The 19,340-nt window shown below is 45.7% G+C and carries 15 protein-coding genes and 1 tRNA gene; 5 read left to right on the top strand and 11 right to left on the bottom strand.

Annotated features, from left to right (window positions below):
• Nucleotides 1-50: 50 nt before the first annotated feature.
• From prfB to CIB36_RS06610, 6 genes are all read right to left on the bottom strand, one after another.
• Nucleotides 51-1,163 carry a peptide chain release factor 2 gene (prfB, locus tag CIB36_RS06585; RefSeq protein ID WP_093988723.1) on the bottom strand — a complete coding sequence of 371 codons (1,113 nt, stop codon included), beginning with the start codon at nucleotides 1,161-1,163 and terminating at the stop codon, nucleotides 51-53.
• A 112-nt stretch (nucleotides 1,164-1,275) separates the two neighbouring features.
• Nucleotides 1,276-2,676 (bottom strand): aminopeptidase, encoded by a 1,401-nt coding sequence (locus tag CIB36_RS06590; protein ID WP_093988724.1) that lies wholly within the window; start codon nucleotides 2,674-2,676, stop codon nucleotides 1,276-1,278.
• 21 nt (nucleotides 2,677-2,697) lie between these two features.
• Nucleotides 2,698-3,258: a lytic transglycosylase domain-containing protein gene (locus CIB36_RS06595; RefSeq protein ID WP_093988725.1), complete on the bottom strand. Its 561-nt coding sequence runs from the start codon at nucleotides 3,256-3,258 to the stop codon at nucleotides 2,698-2,700.
• On the bottom strand, nucleotides 3,248-4,882 hold the full coding sequence (locus tag CIB36_RS06600) for an L-threonylcarbamoyladenylate synthase (RefSeq protein ID WP_093988726.1): 1,635 nt from the start codon (nucleotides 4,880-4,882) through the stop codon (nucleotides 3,248-3,250). Before CIB36_RS06600 ends, CIB36_RS06595 begins: the two co-directional genes overlap by 11 nt.
• Nucleotides 4,883-4,913: 31 nt before the next feature.
• Nucleotides 4,914-5,987, bottom strand: a complete 1,074-nt coding sequence (gene prfA / locus CIB36_RS06605; RefSeq protein ID WP_093988727.1) for a peptide chain release factor 1 — start codon at nucleotides 5,985-5,987, stop codon at nucleotides 4,914-4,916.
• Between the two features lie 68 nt (nucleotides 5,988-6,055).
• Nucleotides 6,056-6,253 carry a DUF951 domain-containing protein gene (locus CIB36_RS06610; RefSeq protein ID WP_093988728.1) on the bottom strand — a complete coding sequence of 66 codons (198 nt, stop codon included), beginning with the start codon at nucleotides 6,251-6,253 and terminating at the stop codon, nucleotides 6,056-6,058.
• A 216-nt stretch (nucleotides 6,254-6,469) separates the two neighbouring features.
• On the opposite strand from CIB36_RS06610, the gene CIB36_RS06615 reads away from it, so the two are divergent.
• The gene (locus CIB36_RS06615; RefSeq protein ID WP_154825706.1) at nucleotides 6,470-6,868 is read left to right on the top strand and encodes a hypothetical protein; all 399 of its coding nucleotides are present in this window, start codon (nucleotides 6,470-6,472) and stop codon (nucleotides 6,866-6,868) included.
• Nucleotides 6,869-6,971: 103 nt separating this feature from the next.
• A complete protein-coding gene (locus CIB36_RS06620) occupies nucleotides 6,972-7,904 on the top strand; it encodes a S1 RNA-binding domain-containing protein (RefSeq protein WP_093988730.1) in 933 nt (310 codons plus the stop codon).
• Nucleotides 7,905-7,958: 54 nt separating this feature from the next.
• Here CIB36_RS06620 and CIB36_RS06625 read toward each other — a convergent pair whose 3' ends face one another.
• Nucleotides 7,959-8,828 carry a CAP domain-containing protein gene (locus tag CIB36_RS06625; protein ID WP_229408207.1) on the bottom strand — a complete coding sequence of 290 codons (870 nt, stop codon included), beginning with the start codon at nucleotides 8,826-8,828 and terminating at the stop codon, nucleotides 7,959-7,961.
• A 210-nt stretch (nucleotides 8,829-9,038) separates the two neighbouring features.
• Here CIB36_RS06625 and CIB36_RS13605 point away from each other — a divergent pair, with 210 nt between their 5' ends.
• Nucleotides 9,039-9,170 (top strand): hypothetical protein, encoded by a 132-nt coding sequence (locus tag CIB36_RS13605; protein ID WP_267872656.1) that lies wholly within the window; start codon nucleotides 9,039-9,041, stop codon nucleotides 9,168-9,170.
• Between the two features lie 198 nt (nucleotides 9,171-9,368).
• Nucleotides 9,369-9,455 (top strand) — tRNA-Leu (locus CIB36_RS06630).
• 193 nt (nucleotides 9,456-9,648) lie between these two features.
• Here CIB36_RS06630 and CIB36_RS06635 read toward each other — a convergent pair.
• Together CIB36_RS06635 and CIB36_RS06640 are read right to left on the bottom strand one after the other, a co-directional pair.
• Nucleotides 9,649-10,794, bottom strand: coding sequence for an IS3 family transposase (locus tag CIB36_RS06635; protein ID WP_093988731.1), 1,146 nt, complete (start codon nucleotides 10,792-10,794; stop codon nucleotides 9,649-9,651).
• Nucleotides 10,795-11,011: 217 nt separating this feature from the next.
• Nucleotides 11,012-14,767: an nSTAND3 domain-containing NTPase gene (locus CIB36_RS06640; protein ID WP_093988732.1), complete on the bottom strand. Its 3,756-nt coding sequence runs from the start codon at nucleotides 14,765-14,767 to the stop codon at nucleotides 11,012-11,014.
• 607 nt (nucleotides 14,768-15,374) lie between these two features.
• Here CIB36_RS06640 and CIB36_RS13505 point away from each other — a divergent pair.
• Nucleotides 15,375-15,692: a sugar O-acetyltransferase gene (locus tag CIB36_RS13505; protein WP_229408208.1), complete on the top strand. Its 318-nt coding sequence runs from the start codon at nucleotides 15,375-15,377 to the stop codon at nucleotides 15,690-15,692.
• A gap of 207 nt (nucleotides 15,693-15,899) precedes the next feature.
• Here CIB36_RS13505 and spoIVA read toward each other — a convergent pair whose 3' ends face one another.
• Nucleotides 15,900-17,375, bottom strand: coding sequence for a stage IV sporulation protein A (gene spoIVA / locus CIB36_RS06650; protein ID WP_093989018.1), 1,476 nt, complete (start codon nucleotides 17,373-17,375; stop codon nucleotides 15,900-15,902).
• Between the two features lie 44 nt (nucleotides 17,376-17,419).
• The gene (locus CIB36_RS06655; protein WP_093988733.1) at nucleotides 17,420-18,955 is read right to left on the bottom strand and encodes a DUF3794 and LysM peptidoglycan-binding domain-containing protein; all 1,536 of its coding nucleotides are present in this window, start codon (nucleotides 18,953-18,955) and stop codon (nucleotides 17,420-17,422) included.
• Between the last annotated feature and the right edge of the window lie 385 nt (nucleotides 18,956-19,340).

Genomic DNA, 19,340 nt, shown 5'->3' on the forward strand with positions numbered 1-19,340 from the left:
ATCTTAAATAACCGTTTAAAAAGGCGGCAAAAAGCTGCCGCCTTTTTCTTTTATAGATCTCCTAAGCTTTTGGCTTTCAGATATGCGTTGATAAAACCGTCCAGATCCCCGTCCATCACGGCGTTGACATTCCCGTTTTCAAAGCCGGTTCTGTGGTCTTTGACCAAGGTGTACGGCATGAATACATAAGAACGTATCTGAGATCCCCATGCAATTTCTTTATGTTCGCCCTTAATGTCCTCGATCTTTTCCAGATGTTCCCGTTCCTTAATTTCAATCAGCTTGGATTTGAGCATCTTCATCGCCACATCACGGTTTTGGTGCTGGCTCCGCTCGTTCTGGCAGGCTACCACAATTCCAGTCGGGATATGGGTGATCCGCACCGCTGAATCGGTTTTATTGATATGCTGTCCTCCCGCGCCGCCGGAACGGTACGTATCCACCCGCAGATCATCGGGCGAAATTTCTATCTCAATGGTGTCGTCGATCTCCGGCATTACTTCCAAAGAAGCGAACGAGGTGTGCCTCCGTCCGGAAGCGTCAAACGGAGATACCCGCACCAAACGGTGCACCCCTGCTTCCGATTTTAAAAACCCGTATGCATTTAATCCCTCGATCAAAATAGAAGCGCTTTTGATCCCCGCTTCATCCCCGTCCAGATAGTCTAAAATCTTATACTTAAAACCGTGGCGCTCTGTCCAGCGGGTGTACATCCGGTAAAGCATCTCCACCCAGTCCTGCGCCTCGGTCCCGCCTGCCCCGGCATGAAAGGTAAGGATCGCGTTGTTCGCATCGTATTCCCCGCTTAGCAGGGTTGCCAGCTTCTGCGCTTCCAGTTCCTGTTCAAAGCGGTCAAAGTTATCCTTGATCTCCGGCAGCAGGGACTCGTCCTCTTCCTCTGTTCCCATTTCGATCAAGGTCGCAATATCGTCATACAAAGCGGACAGCTTTTCATATTTTTCAATCATCGCCTTTAACTCGCTGGTACGGCGCAGCACCTTCTGCGAGTTCTGCGCATCGTCCCAAAAGCCGGCGGCCGCGGCCTGCTCTTCCAGCTGTTTCACTTCTTCTTTCGCACGCTCCAGCCCCAGCGCTTCTCCCAAGTCCTGCAACTGCGGCTTTAAATCGTTGATCGCCAATTTATATTCTTCAAATTGTAACACGTGATTCCCATCCTTAACTGCATCATTTTCATTGCTTATTATAAAGGAAATCTTTGAAATTGTAAAGCAAAGAAAGGACCCGAAGCAGAAAAACTGCTTCGGGTCCCATTTATTAAGCGTTTGCAAATGCCGCAAATCCGCGGTAAGTCATGTAAACGTCCAGTTTTGAGGTCACCTCAAACGGCGCGTGCATAGAAAGTACCGGCACGCCCATGTCGATGACGTCTACGCCAAGATTTGCGATATAAGCCGCAACCGTTCCGCCGCCGCCGTGGTCGACCTTTCCCAGTTCGCCGGTCTGCCATGCAACGTTCTCCGCGTCAAAAATCCGGTTGATCTGCGCTACAAATTCCGCAGAGGCATCCGAAGTACCGGATTTCCCGCGCGCACCGGTATACTTGGTCAGCACGACGCCGCGGTTTAGGTAAGCGGCATTCCTGCGGTCATGCACGTCGGAAAAAGTCGGGTCAAGCGCTGCATTCACATCAGCGGAAAGACAGGTTGAGTTGGAAAGCACAGTCCGTCCCTCCACCCCATACGGTTTCGCCAAATCTGCGATAAAATATTTCAGATAAGCCGCTTTCAGCCCTGTGTTTCCGTCGGAACCAGTTTCTTCTTTATCCGCAAACACAGTTACCAGCGTTGTTTTCGGTTTGTCGCACTCCAGCGCCGCCATCAAAGAGGTATAAGCACAAACTCGGTCATCCTGCCCGTATGCCCCGATCATACTGCGGTCCAGCCCCAAATCCCTTGCAGGATATGCCGGTACCATTTCCAGTTCCGCAGAAACAAAGTCGCGCTCTGTCACCCCATACTTGTCATACAGGATTTTTAGGATATTCAGCTTTACCCTCTCGCTGAGGTCGTCTTCCCGAAACGGCAGGGAACCGATCAGAATATTCAGTTCTTCCCCTTTTACCCCATCGGCAAGGGTTCGCTTCATCTGGTCGGCGGCCAAGTGCGGCAGCAGATCGGTCACGCAGAATACCGGGTCATCCAGTTCTTCCCCGATGTGAACTTCCACGGTAGTTCCGTCTTTGCGCACCACCACCCCATGCAGGGAAAGCGGGATCGCCGCCCACTGGTATTTTTTGATACCGCCATAGTAATGTGTCTTCCACAGCGCCAGTTCCGTATCTTCATAAAACGGGCACTGTTTTAAGTCCAGCCGCGGAGAGTCGATATGAGAAGCCGCAATGTGGACGCCGTTTTCCAGCGGCTGTGTCCCGATCACCGCAAGGATCATCGCCTTGCCTCGGTTGTTATAGTACACTTTATCGCCCGCAGTATATTTTTTTGCAGAATCAAAGGCTGTAAAGCCCTTTTGCTTTGCAAGGATCTCGATCTCGGTAACTACTTCACGCTCTGTTTTTCCCTGATCTAAAAAGATCTTATATCCTTCGGAAAAACGGAACGCCTTTTCCAATTCCTCATCGGTCATGGTCATACCAAGGTTTTCGGTCTTCATAGCCAGTTCTTCCTGTAATTGTTTCCCCAATGATTTTTCTTCCATCAATATCCCTCATTCCTATCTTCACTGTTTTTGATATATCTCATAATGCTTCATGGCTTTTTTTACATAATGCGCAGTGTCCTGGTACGGGATCTTTTCCAGTACCTTTCCATCCGGCGAATATTCTGGGTCCTGCAGCCACTTGTTGGTGATCCCTCTGCCCGCATGGTAAGCGGCCAGCGCCACCTCTGGTTCCTGAAACTCATTGAGCAGGTAAGACAAAAAGAAAGTGCCGTACTCGATCCCCGTTTCCGGATCGAACAGATCGTCATGCTGCTTATCCTTGTATCCTAATTTTCCGCTGATCCAGTCAAAGGTATCTTTGGTGATCTGCATCAGGCCCTTCGCATCGTTTACAGAAACCGCTTTCGGGTCAAATCCGCTTTCTGTTTTGATTACTGCATAAATCAGGTCTTCATCGACCTGGTATTCCCGCGCATATTTTTCTACATACTGGCTGTACTCCCTTGGATAGGCGGTCTTTTGATACCAGTCAAAGCCGCCTTTTACCAACAGCACGATGCATCCTAGAAAAATCAGGCAAATGATAATTTTGCTGAGTGTTTTCAGCCTAATTACCATTTATTTTCTCCTTTAAAACAGCAATTATGCGTTCTACCTGTGCGTTCAGCTGCTCGGGAGAATCTGCATTTTCAATCACGAATTCAGAACGGGAGCGGTAAAATTCATCATCTTTCTGTGCGTTCATCCGGTTTAATGCATCCTGAGCTGTCATATTATCACGTGACATGATCCGTTCCTGCCGAATTTCAGCCGGAGCCAACACAGAAACAATCGTATCGCAAATAATGTTTGCGCCGCTTTCAAACAAAGTTGGGGCATCCAATACGATCAGATGATACCCTTTCTGGCGCAGCTGCTGCACTTCCTTGTTGATCTGTACGGTGATAGGCGGGAACATCACACTGTTTAAAAAGATCCGGTCCTCTTCATTCGCAAAGATTCGTTTCCCCAGTGCCTTCCGGTCGATCTGACCATCTTTTAACAGCATTTCTTCCCCAAAATATTCGACGAGGCGCGCTTTTACATCCGGCTGGGTGATCACGGTGCGGGATACGATGTCGCAGTCTACGATCCCGAAATCGCTGTCCTTGCGGAACAACTCCCCAACCGTTGTTTTCCCAGCCCCGGTCTGTCCGGTCAGGCCTACGATCACAGCCTTTTCCATGCTGACGATTTCAAACCCGCAGGCGCGCAGCAGGCGGTTATACACAGCAAGGCCGACTCCCTCCTGCTTCGGCACGCGGGCAAACACAGTTTGAATGTCTTCCCTGCGGTCTATTTCGCGCAAGGCGTCAAACAAGCGGTTCGCCTGCATCACGCTGTCGTTGCGCCTACCGTAAGTCACGCACGGGATGTCAAACAAGGATTCCTCCCCGTCAAACACCAGCACCGCAGTTTTTTCATTTGCGGACTTGGAAACATAGCGGCAAAAATCACTCAAGCTCCCCTCGACCATGATCACATTGGCGTTCGGGGAATAGTGCTGGTATTTCATTCCCGGCGAAGCCACCGGGCGGTCGTCATCCAATTTTGTAAACACACCGTCATCAATGGTAACGGTGGAAACCACCTTTAAAAAGTCGTTAATGGAAATTTTTCCCGGCCGGAGGATCTCCACACTGTCATCCCCCACCTTTACCACGGTTGATTCCACGCCAACCTCGCAGGTCCCGCCGTCAATGATGGTATTGATCTTTCCGTGCAGATCGTAGTAAACATGCTCTGCGGTAGTAGGGCTTGGTTTGCCCGAAACATTGGCGCTCGGCGCAGCAAGCGGCACCCCGCAGGTGCGGATAAATTCCCGGGCAGCCGGATGGGACGGCATCCTGACGCCGACCGTATCAAGCCCGGCAGTCACCGCGTCCGGAATCCGGTCATTCTTTGGCAGAATCATGGTCAAAGGACCGCCCCAAAAAGCTTTTGCCAGTTTCAGGGCAGTTTCCGGCACTTCGGATACTACGTCATGCAGCATCTGAAGATCGGCAATATGGACGATCAAGGGGTTATCCTGCGGCCGACCCTTGGCCTTGAAGATCTTTTGAATAGCGGCTTCGTCATAGGCGTTTGCTGCCAGTCCGTAAACTGTTTCGGTCGGGATCGCGACCACGTCGCCCTGCAAAATCTCCTGTTTCGCCAATTCAAAGTTTTCTTTTGTTGCTTTTAAAATTCTTGTATCTTTCATTTTCATCACCTTTTTCGCACATAAGCCGTTTTTACTCGGCTTCCGCCGCCAGCTTTAGCGCCTGATCTGCTGTGATCAACGCGTCGATCACTTCATCCAGATTTCCGTTCAGGTTATCTTCCAAATGGTATAAGGTCAGGCCGATCCGGTGGTCGGTCAGCCTTCCCTGCGGATAGTTATAGGTACGGATCCGCTCGGAACGGTCGCCGGTACCAACCTGAGCTTTCCGCTCGGAAGCAATTTTATCCATTTGTTTTTGTTGTTCCGCTTCATATAACCGGGAGCGCAGTACTTTCATCGCCTTGTCTTTGTTCTTAAACTGGCTTCGTTCATCCTGGCATTCTACCACGACCCCGGTCGGGATATGCAGGATACGGATTGCACTCTCCGTTTTATTGATGTGCTGCCCGCCCGCGCCACTGGCACGGAAGGTGTCGATCTGAAGGTCAGTTGGGTTGATCTCAATATCAACGTCCTCAGCCTCCGGCAAAACCGCTACCGTTACGGTAGAGGTGTGGACGCGCCCTGCCGATTCTGTTTCCGGAACACGCTGGACGCGGTGCACCCCGCTTTCAAATTTCAGCCGGGAATAAGCCCCTTCCCCTTCAATGGAAAAGCTGATCTCTTTCACGCCGCCCAATTCCGTTTCATTCAGGTTCAGCACCTCGCATTTCCAGCCCTTGCGTTCCGCGTACATAGAGTACATCCGGTACAGGGAATGGGCAAATAAGGCTGCTTCTTCCCCGCCGGCCCCGCCGCGGATCTCTACGATAACGTTTTTGTCGTCGTTCGGGTCTTTGGGCAAAAGCAGGATCTTCAATTCTTCCCCGCAGTCGGCGATCTTCTGCTTGCAGGCGTCATATTCTTCCTGAACCACTTCTTTAAATTCCTTGTCCAGTCCGCCCTCTTCCAGCATTTCTTTCGCTTCTTCCATGCCGTCTTTTGCGGCGCGGTATTCGCGGTACTTTTCCACGATCGGCGTCAGGGATTTGTGTTCCTTCATCAGATCGCGGTATTGGTTTGGATCACTGACCACCTCTGGGTCCATCAGCTTTTGGTTGATTTCTTCATATCGTTTTTCTGTTAATTCCAATTTGTCAAACATAGTTTCTCCTATCTCCGTTTTTATCTTGATCAGCAGATCTGTTTTATATCATTTTTACTATTTCCCGGCTAAGTCGGGGCCTGATCTTCCTTACGGATGATCTCTTTGATATTTTTTTCGATCTTTGCGCGCGGCACCATAACCTCCCGCCCGCAAGTTTTGCATTTCAATTTAAAGTCCATACCGACCCGAAGGACATCAAAATAGTATTCTCCACATGGATGCTTTTTCTTCATTTTTAAAATATCGCCCACCTGGACATCCATTTCCAACACCTCCGTAATTTGTTCTGACAGCAGTACGCTTTTAAACTTTATTATAGCATTAAATACCAGTAAAAGGCAAATATTTTGTTAGAAATCTATGAAAAATTTTATGAATTTTTTCGGGGATTTTCTGGAAAATCGGACAAATATCAAGAAGTTTCCACGTTTAACTTTCGCCTGTCCAGAAAAAATAAGATAGAAAGGAGTTGTTCATTTATGATCAAAAAAACAATCACCGCGAAATTTGAAACCATAGACATGGCAGAACTAGCCGCCCGTGGCATCACCAATAATTTTCACCATGTTTCCAATATTAAAATCCGTTTTAAAAACTTTCCCGAAGCAGAGCATGATCATTCCGATGCCGACCGCATGGACGACATTGCCCCGCCCTTCTTTGCGCTTGCCGCAGCCAATAACAGTACTTCCTTTGCAGTTCCAGCCCCCATCTTCCCAGCAGATGCAGACCTCTTTGAAGACCGTAGCCGCCGGGACGTTCCGGAAATTGAACGAAGCACAGAAAGCCGGATCGTTATTGAAGCCAACGACCAGGTAGCCAAGGATATTGCCGGTAAACTGCGCTGTTTGGGCGGATATGAAATTGACATCTTCTGATCGGTCTAAGAGCCGCCGCTCCTGCATATAAATTGCCTATAAGCAAAATACGGAACTAATCGCCTAAAGACAAGGCAACGCAAAAATGTAGGAGGTTTTGAAAATGGCAACATTTTACCCAGAAGGGATCTTATCCCATTACCAAGAAAACACCGAGGCGCTGAAAAGCCTTTCTTCCCTTCAGGAAGCAATGAACAAAAAAATCCCGTTGGAAGCCCGCGCAATCGTTTGTGACAGCGAGCATAATCTCATCGTTGACCTTGGGGCCATGCGAGGAATCATTCCCCGGGAAGAATGCGCGATCGGGATTCGCGACGGAAGCACCAGGGACATCGCCATTATCTCTAAAGTCAACAAGCCGGTCAGCTTTTTTGTAACAGACTTAAAGCAGGACCAGCAGGGCTCCCCTTACGCGATCCTCTCCCGCCGGTTATTGCAGGAACACTGTCGGGAGGAATACATAAATTCCCTTGTCCCCGGGGACATCATCCACGGAAAAGTGACCCATCTGGAACCGTTCGGCTGCTTTGTGGACATTGGCTGCGGGATCATTTCCCTGATCCCGATCGATGCGATCTCCGTTTCCCGAATTTCTCATCCAAGGGATCGTTTTACTGTGGGGCAAGATATTTTAGCCGTAGTGAAATCTATTGACGAGCAAGGAAAAATCTGCTTGTCTCACAAAGAGCTTTTGGGTACCTGGGAGGAAAACGCCGAGCAGTTCTCTCCCGGTGAAACCGTTGCCGGCATCGTCCGTTCCATTGAAAACTACGGGATCTTTGTGGAACTCGCCCCAAACCTCGCAGGCTTAGCCGAATTAAAAGAAAATGTAAAAATCGGGCAGCACGCCAGCGTTTATATCAAAAGCCTGATTCCTGAAAAAATGAAAATCAAGCTGATCATTGTAGATCATTTTGACGCTGATTATCCAAGGCATGATTACCATTATTATGTCACTTCCCCACATATTGATTACTGGAAATACTCACCGGAATGCGCGGAAAAGCAGATTGAAACCTTATTTTACGAAGAATAGAGAAAGCGAGCATGAAAATTCATGCTCGCTTTCTCTATTCTTTATATCTCCAAATCACCCGATAAATATCTGCGTCCAGTAGGTTTTTCCGCTGGAGGCCCGGTAATACCCCACCCCGATCGAAGTATATTTACTGCTTAAAATATTCGCCCGATGCCCGGAGCTGTTCATCCAACCGTTCATTACCTGTTCCGAGGTGCGCTGTCCCCATGCAATATTTTCCCCAGAGGTTCGGTAGCTTACCCCTTTTTCTGTCAAAGCAGTGCTGAAATTCCGTCCGTCGGGCCGGGTATGTGAAAAGCTTTTCTCTGTTTCCTTTGCCCGTACCAGTGCGTCCGCCTCTACCGAACGGTTGATAGACAGAGGCTGTAGCCCCGCCTTAGCACGTTCTTGGTTGACCAGCTTGACCACCTGCTCCGCATAAGACTGATTGCTGCTTCCGCCGGCATCAGAAGATTCCGGCTGGGAGCTTTCCGGCCGGGTGATATTGTTCGGAAGGGAAAATATCGGCCGGGAAGAAGAGGAGCCAGAAGGCTTAGACGTAGAAGGACGGGAAATAGATTCTGCCGGCTGGGAGCTTTCCGAAGCTGGTTTTGAAGAAGGTGTTTCCCCCTTTTGCTGTGACGGACGGGAGGAATATGAGCTAGCAGCGGAGTTAGCGCGAGAAGACGCAGCGCTTTCTTTATCTTGGTTTTTAGCTTCTGTTCTTTTGCTGGAAGCCTGCGCCTCCGACGCTGCTGTTTCAGTGTTTGATTTTTCTTCTAATACTAAAGAGGATCGGGAACTCCCGCTGCTGAGCACAACAGTACTTTCCTGAATAGAGCCCCAAAAATTTCCTTCCGGGGAATTTGAGATTCCCAAGGTGACCAGACCGATCCCCACTAATACTGCTGCTGATGTCCAAAATAAAATAGGCCGTTTCAAATCGTTTCTCCTCCCTGTAATCAGAACTTTTTCTGTATTTACTAGGATTCACGAAAAAACTGCTGATATAACCTAAGCCAGAGATTGGAAAACAGACGTCCTGCTATCCGGTGTTTTTGGATCCGGCAAAAAAATTTTTTTAACTGCTGTAACACAAATACAGAAACTGACATAGGATACAGTGTAATTCAATTAAGGAGGTTCTTCACTATGTGTGGAAACAATTGTTCATGGGTACTTATCATCATCTTACTGTTGGTATGCTGCGGTGGCTGTGGCTTCGGCGGATTTAACAACGACAACGGCTGTGGCTGTGGCTGCAACAACGGCTGTGGCTGCTAATTGTCTGAAAGATTAACTCTCTAGTAAGAATTTAGTATCTGATAAAACGGTGTGCGGATAATTTCCGTACACCGTTTTATTCATCTGAAATAAAATAATACGCCTTTTTTAATAAAAATTATCCAAATTTGTGATTTTCAAAAAAGTACTTGCAAAATGAGAAATAATTCGCTATAATATATAACAGACGTCAGAAATGCCGGTGTGATGGAATTGGCAGACGTAGTGGACTCAAAATCCACCGGTGGCGACACCGTGCCGGTTCGAGTCCGGCCACCGGCACCATGTGAATAGAGGTCGAAATTTGGAACTCAAAAATGAGACAACCCAAATTTGGCCTCTTTTTTCATGTCATAAATCCAGCATTTAAGCCGTTTTTTCAGGATCGTCCTCTTTTACCAAAACGGGACACCCAGAAGTAAAACTCGAAAAATCACGATGTAAAAATGAAAAAAGATCAAATCCGAACCCGGAATTCTCATATGCTTGAGGATTCCTTTTCTTTTATCCAGTAATCCTGTTCTGCCTGTTCCGGAGTTTTATATTGCAGGGTAGAATGAGGACGTTCGGTATTATAGAAGGCAATAAAACGGGCGATTCCCTTTATCATATCTGTCTCCGACGTATAATGCCTGCGATATAGTTCTTCTTTTTTGAAAATGGAGAAGAACGCTTCGGAGACTGCATTGTCATGGGGGCACGCTGTCCGGGAAAAAGACTGTTCTACCCCAAAATCCTCCAATAGGTGAACGAACGTATGGGACATATACTGCGTTCCACGATCACTATGGAACATGAGCTCTGCCTTTGGTTGCCTATCTGCGTAGGCCTGTTTAAAAGTCTTTGTAACTAGTTGGATGCTGCTTTTGTGCGAGATTCGATAGGAAATTACCTTCCGTGAAAACAGGTCTATGATGACGCAGAGACAATAACACTTATCATGGAATTTAAAAACGGTGATATCACTGACCCAGACTTGATTCGGCCGTTCGGTTTGGAACTGCTGCTGCAGGAAATTTCTATTCTGTCCTTTTTCCCATTTTTTGTATTCTTTCTTTGCCGTAGTGCTGACACTGCTGATTCCCAACTCCTTCATAAGCTGAGAAACATATTTTTTACTGGTTTTGACCCCTTGATTTTGGAGGACAGCGGTGATCTTGCCCGCCCCATAGATTTGTCCGCTATCGTCATAAATGCTTTGAATCTGCGTTTTTAACTCTACCCGCCGCTTAGCCGCAAGTGTGTCGCCTTTCTTATTGCGGAAAATATGGTTGTAGAAAGTGCCACGTGAGACCTCCAGTGCGTCACACAGGGTATGAACGCTGAATTGCCCATAAAGCGACTCCATAGCCTTGAGCTTTTCCTGCAAAGGCGAGGAAACAGTACAATTGACCGTTTTTAAAACCTGAATCATATCCTCTAATTTGCTGATCCTCCTTTTCAAGTATAGGAACTCCTGCGGAGTAACTACTGTGCCTGTATCGGTTACAGTTTGTTGGTATTCTTGTATCCAGCGGTAGAAGGTGCTGCGGGGAATTTGGTTCTCATTGCAAATTGAAATCACGGTTTCTCCGTCCTGGTAACGTTTAACGAAGGCTATCTTCTCTTCTTTGGTGAATTTCATGGGGTTACCTCCTCGTGTGTTTTATAGGGACATAGTAACACGAGAAATGAAGGGATTTGAAATCACTCGCTATTTACTAAGAAGCAGGCACAGAGAAATGCTGGTAGCTTGGGCGCTGCCGGTGTCTCTCTGTGCCGACTTTTTTCTGGAAAAACGGGTCAACTTTGGATTTAATTTACTTTGTAAACATAGGGAATTGGAATGTTTTTACCAATAATTATGATTCTAACAATTCACGAACCTCTTCGGAACGGATTCTCTCTTTCCAGCCTGCTATCTCCCGTTCAATGCGCTGTTTTTGTTTCAAATACTTCATGCCAGATACAAGGGAGAGAAGGGAACGCAAATAGTCAGTTCGTTCCTGCATATAAGGAATCATACTGCCGCATCCACCCCAGTGGGACGGTTCCAAGGGCAAACGTTCAAAAATATCCGGATCGGCATTGAGCGATAAAAACTTCTCTACAGCCTTTTTCCGCCTTTCGCAAGATAATTCCTCTATTGCGGAAAATAGTTGATACATTTGCTCCCCATCATGACCATATTTTTCAATCGCATGTTTAATCCAAAGGTCTTGCTTTACAATGATATCTGGATGAGATGCTTCATTGTGTAGCATCATATTTACTGGTGACCAATACATCGATTTTTCTCGTTTACTATGGCAGTAATCAAACACGTCATCTGCCAAATCCATATACTGTTCTGTATCCCATATTTTCAAGAGTCTTGCAATATTATAATGGTCATGTGCACTGAAGTGATCTTCCTGTGCGGTAATCAAGCAGTCAAGGTATTTGTACAGGAATGAGGAGTCAACCGAAATAATTGCGGACAACAACGATCCATCAGGATCTTCATGATTGGAATAAGAAATTCCTTTTAAATAGATTTTTTCCAGAAGGGGAAGTTCATCTGAAAACTCCCTTAAAGTTTCATCTGCCTCCTGCTGATTGCTATGATTCAGAATTCCGAAAACATATAGGCTAAAAATAAAAGGAGATTCTTCATAATGCTTTAAAACGATACGCAGCGCCTTGTATATAATTTGAGATTCGATCCTTTTATATTTGCGTAGTGAGTCCAACCACCGGTACGGCGATGCCTTTAAACCTGTATCAGGAGTTTCCAAATAGTTCAGCAAATCGGCCGTCCAAGCCACAGATAACTGCTGTTCCGGTATCAACGCATAAAAGTACCACAACCACACATTTTGCTGTCCATACTTATATTTTGTGATAAATTTTTTGACTTCTGCTGCTGACATCAGCCCAAATAGTTTATCTAAGATTTGTTCCGCATTTATTTTATATGGAGTGTCTGCCCTCATGTAGGCATCTGCCAAATATAGGTACAGTTGTTGCTGATCCTGAAGTGCTTCAAACACATATCCAAGTCCTGCACCTAATTCTCTCTCTTCTTTATCGAAAGTCTGGGAACTCTCCAAACACACTTGGATCAAACAGTCTATATCTTGAGGTGTATATCCCTCCACCAGTTTGCAAACTCTTTCCTTATGTCGCTGTACCCTTTTCTCATATCCCTCCGAATAGTCTTCAGAACGATGGGACGTAAGCGCAGAATATATCTTATACTTTTCCGAGTTAAGAAACGGGGCCAGTATATCCAGTGCGCAATAATCAATGTACTTTGCAACTTGTTTAATGCGTGCCGCGATTACGCAGTGGAACAAGTTTTCTGGATGGAATAGGGAAAAGAATTTTAATACTTCTTCAAACTCGGCCCTCACCACATCCAAACCTGTAGCAACGCCATAATGAGGCATACCGTACTTATATAGAATTTTCTCAATCTCAGCCTGCCCATTTCCGCGCTGATAAATCTGATAGAGTTGCGACAAAAGCATCTTTCGGTATTCCAAAACAGGCTGATCTGGAGAAAGTGTCAGTGTGTAAATCGACACGGTATTGTGCCGGCCACCCTCCGCTTTTGAAACATCAAGATTCAAAAAATGGCCCGCAACGCGAACAAATAAGATTAATAGATTTACATCCTCTGGAGTCGCATTGACCGCTTCGCAGAGGTTTTTGACTACCGCCCTCTGCGTAAAATATCCAAAGCGATGGGAGTCCAAATTAACTTCAAACTGTTGGGCATATATGCTGTAAAATTGTTCGAACAAATCTGGGCGTTTTTTATAATACAGCAATAGCAGATCCAACGCACTTGGCAGTTCAGGATGGTCTCCAAAGTTGCCAAGAATTTGGAGAATATCATCAGAAACACTCTTTCCCTGCCGGTCATCTTTAAATGGCAATATTCTCACATCAAATGGATGGTATGACTCTTGTTCAATATACTCCTGCAGCAACAAAAGAGTTTGTGTCGGTCTCACCATATGGAACGCTTTAAAAAACGGAGGAAACGCATCTGCATTACTTTCCAGCTTATCCCACACAAGGTTAATTTGGGCTTCAACATATTCTCTCACATTCTGATCGGAGAACACATTTAAGAGGATATTGCATGCCTCAATAGTTCTGCTTTTGTTGATCTGAAAACAAGTCTCGATCATCGTGCTGAGAGGAATAACCTTTTCCTCGATAAATACATACTTGATCAAAAAGTTACTGAAACTTTGATCTGAAATTTTTGCTGCCTTGTCATTACACAAGTCCACAATTTCCGCTTTATGGAGTAGTTTCAAATCTGATGTAAAATCATCGTTGGTTATTCTCAACGCTTTAAAAATGGGCGTAAGTTTTTCGAGATGTTCTAAATGGATTGCTTGAATAAATGCAATAATCCCAGCAGAACTTACACTTGTTTCACTTTCAGCAAAAGTCTCCAACTGTTTACTATAATAGTTATGATAGAGGTCTGAAGCGTCTCGAATTGCAGTAATGCTTTCGGAATCTGCCACAAGTTTTCCGGCAAGCATAGCTAAGCGAGCATTTCCTTCCGCAATTGCAACGATGCGGTCTGTATATATCCGATTTGTGATTCCATAGCATGTTTTCATAAGTTTTCGGATGTCGTCATCATTAAACGGGGTAATCTTAATTATTTCCGGTTTGATAACATCCATAACACTCTGCATCACTTGTTTGCGAGCATAGTCGCGTACGGTCAGGATCAATTTTGAAATATGCCGTGATCCGATTGCTGCTCTCGGAAGATAGTCCAGTACATGGTGCAGTCCAGAAAGCTCATTTGCATCGTCTACAAGTACCAGATACTCTTTTCCTTCTTCAATTGCAGACACAAGGTCCTCATATAGTTGCAAGTTGTTGTTTTTTATGACAAGTACAGTGTAGCCTATCTCTTCCGCCAACTGCCGGCATAATTCCAATGCAAATCTGGTTTTCCCAACACCGGCAGGCCCCGCAATCAGCAAGACATCGTTATCATGTAGAGCAGACTTTGCTTTTTCCAGTTCCTTTTCTCGAAAAAGAAATTCTGTCCCCAACGGAGCCGATATTTTGTTCGCATCATGTCTTGCCACAAACACATCCAGCGGTAGAATTTGACCTGAATCGATGCTAATTCCGAAGAAATCTTTAGCTAAAACTGGACACTCATGGAAGATATCATTTCCCAATTGATCCAAGCCAATTAAGGTCAGTACGACACCGTGCTCCTCACAGTACTGTCTAAGGTATCGATCATCGCCTGGTCCTAACCGGCCATATGTATGGCAATATATGATCTCTACAATATCTTCTGCAGAAACACCAGTCTTTTTTGAATCAAAGCATTTGTTAATATCTTCAATTGCTTTCTTTAAAAAATCCGTTTTTTGTGTGGTATACATCACAAACACATACTTATTTTCCACTGTCAAAAAATAAGTATCTGGATTCCCTTTTGCCGTTTTATCTGTTCCTGTATGCATACCCAATGAATAAATATTTTTATATCCTTTATAGCTCAAGTAGGCATCGCAAAGATTTTGAAAAGCTCCGCCATCCATCTGATCAATTCGATTTTTGATGTCTGTTAGCTTTGACATTGTTATCCCCCACAAGCAAAATGGTCATAGCCATCGGTTTTTAAAGTTCAACTTTATTTTAGCATTGATTTCCATTATGCGCAATTAATTATCCTAAACATAGGTACAGATTTGGAATCCAAGCATGAGACATCCAAATTTAGTTTCTTCCCTACGCTGGCAATCAAGGCTTCAAGCCAACTTTTCGGCGTTACCTTCTCTTATAGAATGGGATATTCAAAAAGGAAAATCAGAAAATCATGCTGTAAAAATGAAAACGAATCTCTTCTGAAGCCGGAATTCTCATTTTCAGCGGGTATCTTTTTTGTAGCGTAAACCCAAAGAGGATAACATTTTATGTTATCCTCTTTTTGCATTTATCTCCAAAAGGTAGGGCAGATCATTATGACAGAACGGGAAAAATCATACGCTGAATTATTATATCAGCCCGTAGATCCGGAGCTTGTCGCAGATCGTGAGGTCACAGCAAAAAACTATTTCAATATAATCAAATGAACCCGTTAGACTGTGATGCATATCGGCGTGCCACGCGCGAAATATCGGGCAAAACAGGGAAAAACTGCATCATAAAACAACCATTTTTTGTACATACGGGTACAACATCTCTGTGGGAGAGGATTTTTTTCTCAACGTTGACTGCAAGCTCCTGGACAGCGGAAAAATAACGATCGGGGATCACGTGTTTATCGCCCCGAATGTCTGCATTATCACAGAAGAACATGCAATGGATGTAAAGCAGCGTTTAGAGGGGCTCGAATATGCCCGCCCGGTCACGATCGGTGACAATGTATGGATTTGTGCCGGCGCATTGATCCTGCCGGGAGTTACCATCGGTGCGGGTAGCGTTGTTACCAAAGATATTCCTGAAAACAGCTTGGCTGTTGGAAACCCGTGTAAAGTGATTCGGAACATATCTCAAAAATGATTCTTTCCGGCAAAAATCTTAAAAAATTTTTAGTTCTATTGTTTTGAAACAACTTTGTTCCATGAAATGTGCGCCCTATTTCAACTAGAATTGACGTAGTGTTGAATGTAGCCAGTACTTTCTAAATAATACATTCTTATATGGCTTAGATAATAAACAGACATCTTCCCGGAGTGTGGCCGGGAAGATGTCTGTTTTATTTGGAGGTTATAAAATAATACAGATCAAACCGCTGCATCCATCATTGATGATGCGCTCGATCGTTTCCTGCATCTTCAGCCGCGCATCCGGCGGCATACGGTACAGTTTTGTATGCAGTCCCTCATTTACCAGTTCATGGAGCGACTTCCCAAAGATATTGGAGTCCCAGATCTTTTGCGGGCTTTCCTCAAACTCCTGTAACAGGTAGCTTACTAGGTCCTCAGACTGGCTCTCGGTCCCTACGATAGGGTTTACTTCTGCGGTGATATTCGCTTTCATTAAATGGATCGACGGTGCGTTTGCCTTAAGCCGCACGCCGTAACGTCCGCCCTGCTTGATGATCTCCGGCTCTTCCAGCGAAAGCTGATCCATGGTCGGCATAACGATGCCATAGCCGGTGGCTTCCACCTCTTCCAAAGCGCCTTTAAACTTTTCGTACTCCCGGCGGATCGAGGCAAGTTCCCGCAGCATCGGCATCAATTCCGATTCCCCAGAGATTGCAAGCCCGGTTTCCTCCTGTAGAACACGGTAGAACAGCGATTCTTTTAAACGAATCGAAACATTTGCGGCGCCAACTCCTAAATCAATCACTTCTACCCGCGATGCAGTAACCGATTCACAGCTTTGGATCTGTGTAGCTACCCCGTTGATGTCATCAATCGTCTTAATACGCTTGACAGCTTCCCGGATATTCTGGAACAGGTCTGCTTTCAGCCAGTGATCGTTTGCTAAGGTGTTTACCCATTTCGGCATGGAGAATGAGATCTCCTTGACCGGGAATTGGAACAGGATCTGACGGATCAAATCCCTGATGTCAGCTTCAGTTAGATCAATACAGCTCATTGGGAGTACTGGCACACCGTATTGCTGACGCATACTCTGCGCCAGTTCCTGGGATTTCGCCGACTGCGGGTTCATACAGTTGAGCAGAACCACAAACGGTTTGTTCAGCTCCCTTAGTTCCGAAATGACCCGCTCTTCTACCTCGGCGTATTCATCACGGGGAATATCACTGATACTTCCATCGGTCGTGACAACGACTCCAACGGTAGAATGCTCTGTGATCACCTTGCGGGTCCCAACCTCAGCCGCCATATTAAACGGCACTTCTTCTTCGAACCACGGGGTGACTACCATACGCGGCATCTCATTTTCGATATATCCCAAAGAACTTGGAACAATATAGCCAACACAATCCACCAGCCGGACATTGATCCGCGCATTTTGATCGATCTCAATGTTGACAGCCTCTTCCGGAATAAATTTTGGTTCAGTCGTCATGATCGTCTTCCCCGCTGCTGACTGAGGAAGCTCGTCGATCGCGCGTTCTCTGCGGTATTCACTGTCAATATGGGGAATGACCAGGGTTTCCATAAACTTTTTAATGAAGGTCGATTTCCCGCTTCTGACCGGGCCCACTACTGCTAAATAGACATCCCCCTGCGTCCGTTGGGCAATATCCTGATAAATCGTACTTTCCATCATACTCGCACCACTTTTCTCTTGATTCAGAAATCCTTTCTAGATTAGTCAATAATTGGAATAAAGACCATTTCAGAGGAACTCAAGGTTTCCTTCTCCATGTCATTCTGTTCCAGGATCGCTGCTACGGAAGTATTATACCGCTTTGCGATCTCCCATAGGCTTTCCCCTGCATCTGCAAAATAGATCCGCAGAGCCGCGTCGTCAGCCCTTGTTTTCGGCATATCCTCCTGCGGGGTAACAGAGGTGATCAGCTGTACTGTTTTCCTTGTATATAACAGACCAGTGACCTCTAATTCAGCCCGCAGCTCGATCTCCTCGGCGGATAGCATATGGTAATCGGCAGACCGTACCGTTACCTGCGGGATAAAGGACAGCGCCGCATCCGGAACCGCTTCATCCAGAGCGATCTCACAGGGCAGGAACTGTTCGGTCCATACCGGGATATTCTCCTGATCCGCCGCCAAAATCCCAACCTGCAAATTGCACATCAGCATGATCTTTCCCTGGTCTGTTTGATAGCTGATATTTGCCGCATGGCAGCGGATATCATAGATCACACTTAAAGCGCCCTGATTCATCTTAAAGGGGTATTTCCAAATCTCCCTGTGCTTGAGTTCTCCTGTCAGCATTTCAACGGTACAAGTATCCGATTCCGTTTCCACTTCATAAGATGTAGAATAACAGTCGTCAACCGCCATCATTTCGTGGTTCACTGCGGCTTCGCAGTATACCCTTACGCCGATCTCTACAGAAAAGGCGGCGCAGTTGCCCTCTTGGTCGACCTGTAAATCCAAATCATATTTTACCACCTCAAACCGACAGGTGCAGATATAATCCTCATCAACTCCTTCGCAGTCCATGATCTGGCTTAAGGGAATGCTGTGCTCCAAAATTTCCGGCGCAGAGCTCTGCTCGCTCAGATAAATGGTACGCAGCTGCAGTTCTCCCTTGCAGATCACCTTGTTGGCCAATAATTTATAGTCATGGAAAAATGCGTCTGCATTGTAATCAATGATCTCTTTGATCGGCGGCTTACCGGATCCTACTTGAAGCTCTTCCCGGATCGCAAATTCCTTGCTGACAAAGAATTTTTTGTCGCATACCTGAAGCGGCTTATGGTGGATTTGCAGCTGCGGGCATCCACATACTGCGCAAACTGTTTTGTTACGATAGATCACGATCCCCAGCCCAATATTCCCTTTGATCTCCAACCGTCGCGAATTTTGTGCCCGGCAGCTGAAATTTTCACAGTTTGCCCGGATCGAAACAAAGCAGCCGTCACAGTCTTCTCCTAGCTCCACCGTTTTGGTAAAGGTTTGTTTCTGCTCAATACGGTTGAGTCTATAATTCTCTCCGCCCAAGTAAATCACTGTAATATCTGCTACTCCGTCGATCACCAGTTTATTCCCGGAGATCCGCTCCGAGATGATATTCGGTTTCATCTGCGCACGCAAAACCTTAAATATCTCAGGACAATAATCTGGAAGCATATAATCAAGTTCAATACTCTGTTCTGCCATCATATTGGCGATCTGTTCATTGATCTTCATTTCTTCGGTACTGATCTGATAATCCATTTTTCCCCAACCCTTTCATTTCCATTACGATTTAGTTCATCTATATTCACGGATAGCCAAGTTTATGCTTTTCTCTCTGGAAAACACATTAAAAAGCACCGCCTGCTTTAGCAGTCGGTGTTTTTTTATTCATAGCATCCAGATATTCTATTATAGATTTTTGCTCTATAAACCGTAACTTGTTGTTTTCCCTGTATGAGTTTACAATCTATCACGCCTTTCCTATTTGTTTCTTTTAGGATAAGGCCTTACTGTAAATACAAGTTTTCCAAATATCAGGCAATTTTCCAGAAAACAAACCCGGTAAACGGTTCATTATCATAGCCTAGCTTATATCTCAGTCTTGCGGTGTAATGAATCATTTTAGGTAAAATAAAAGGCGTTT

The sequence above is a fragment of the Massiliimalia timonensis genome, from assembly GCF_900186585.1.
GTDB lineage: Bacteria > Bacillota > Clostridia > Oscillospirales > Ruminococcaceae > Massiliimalia > Massiliimalia timonensis.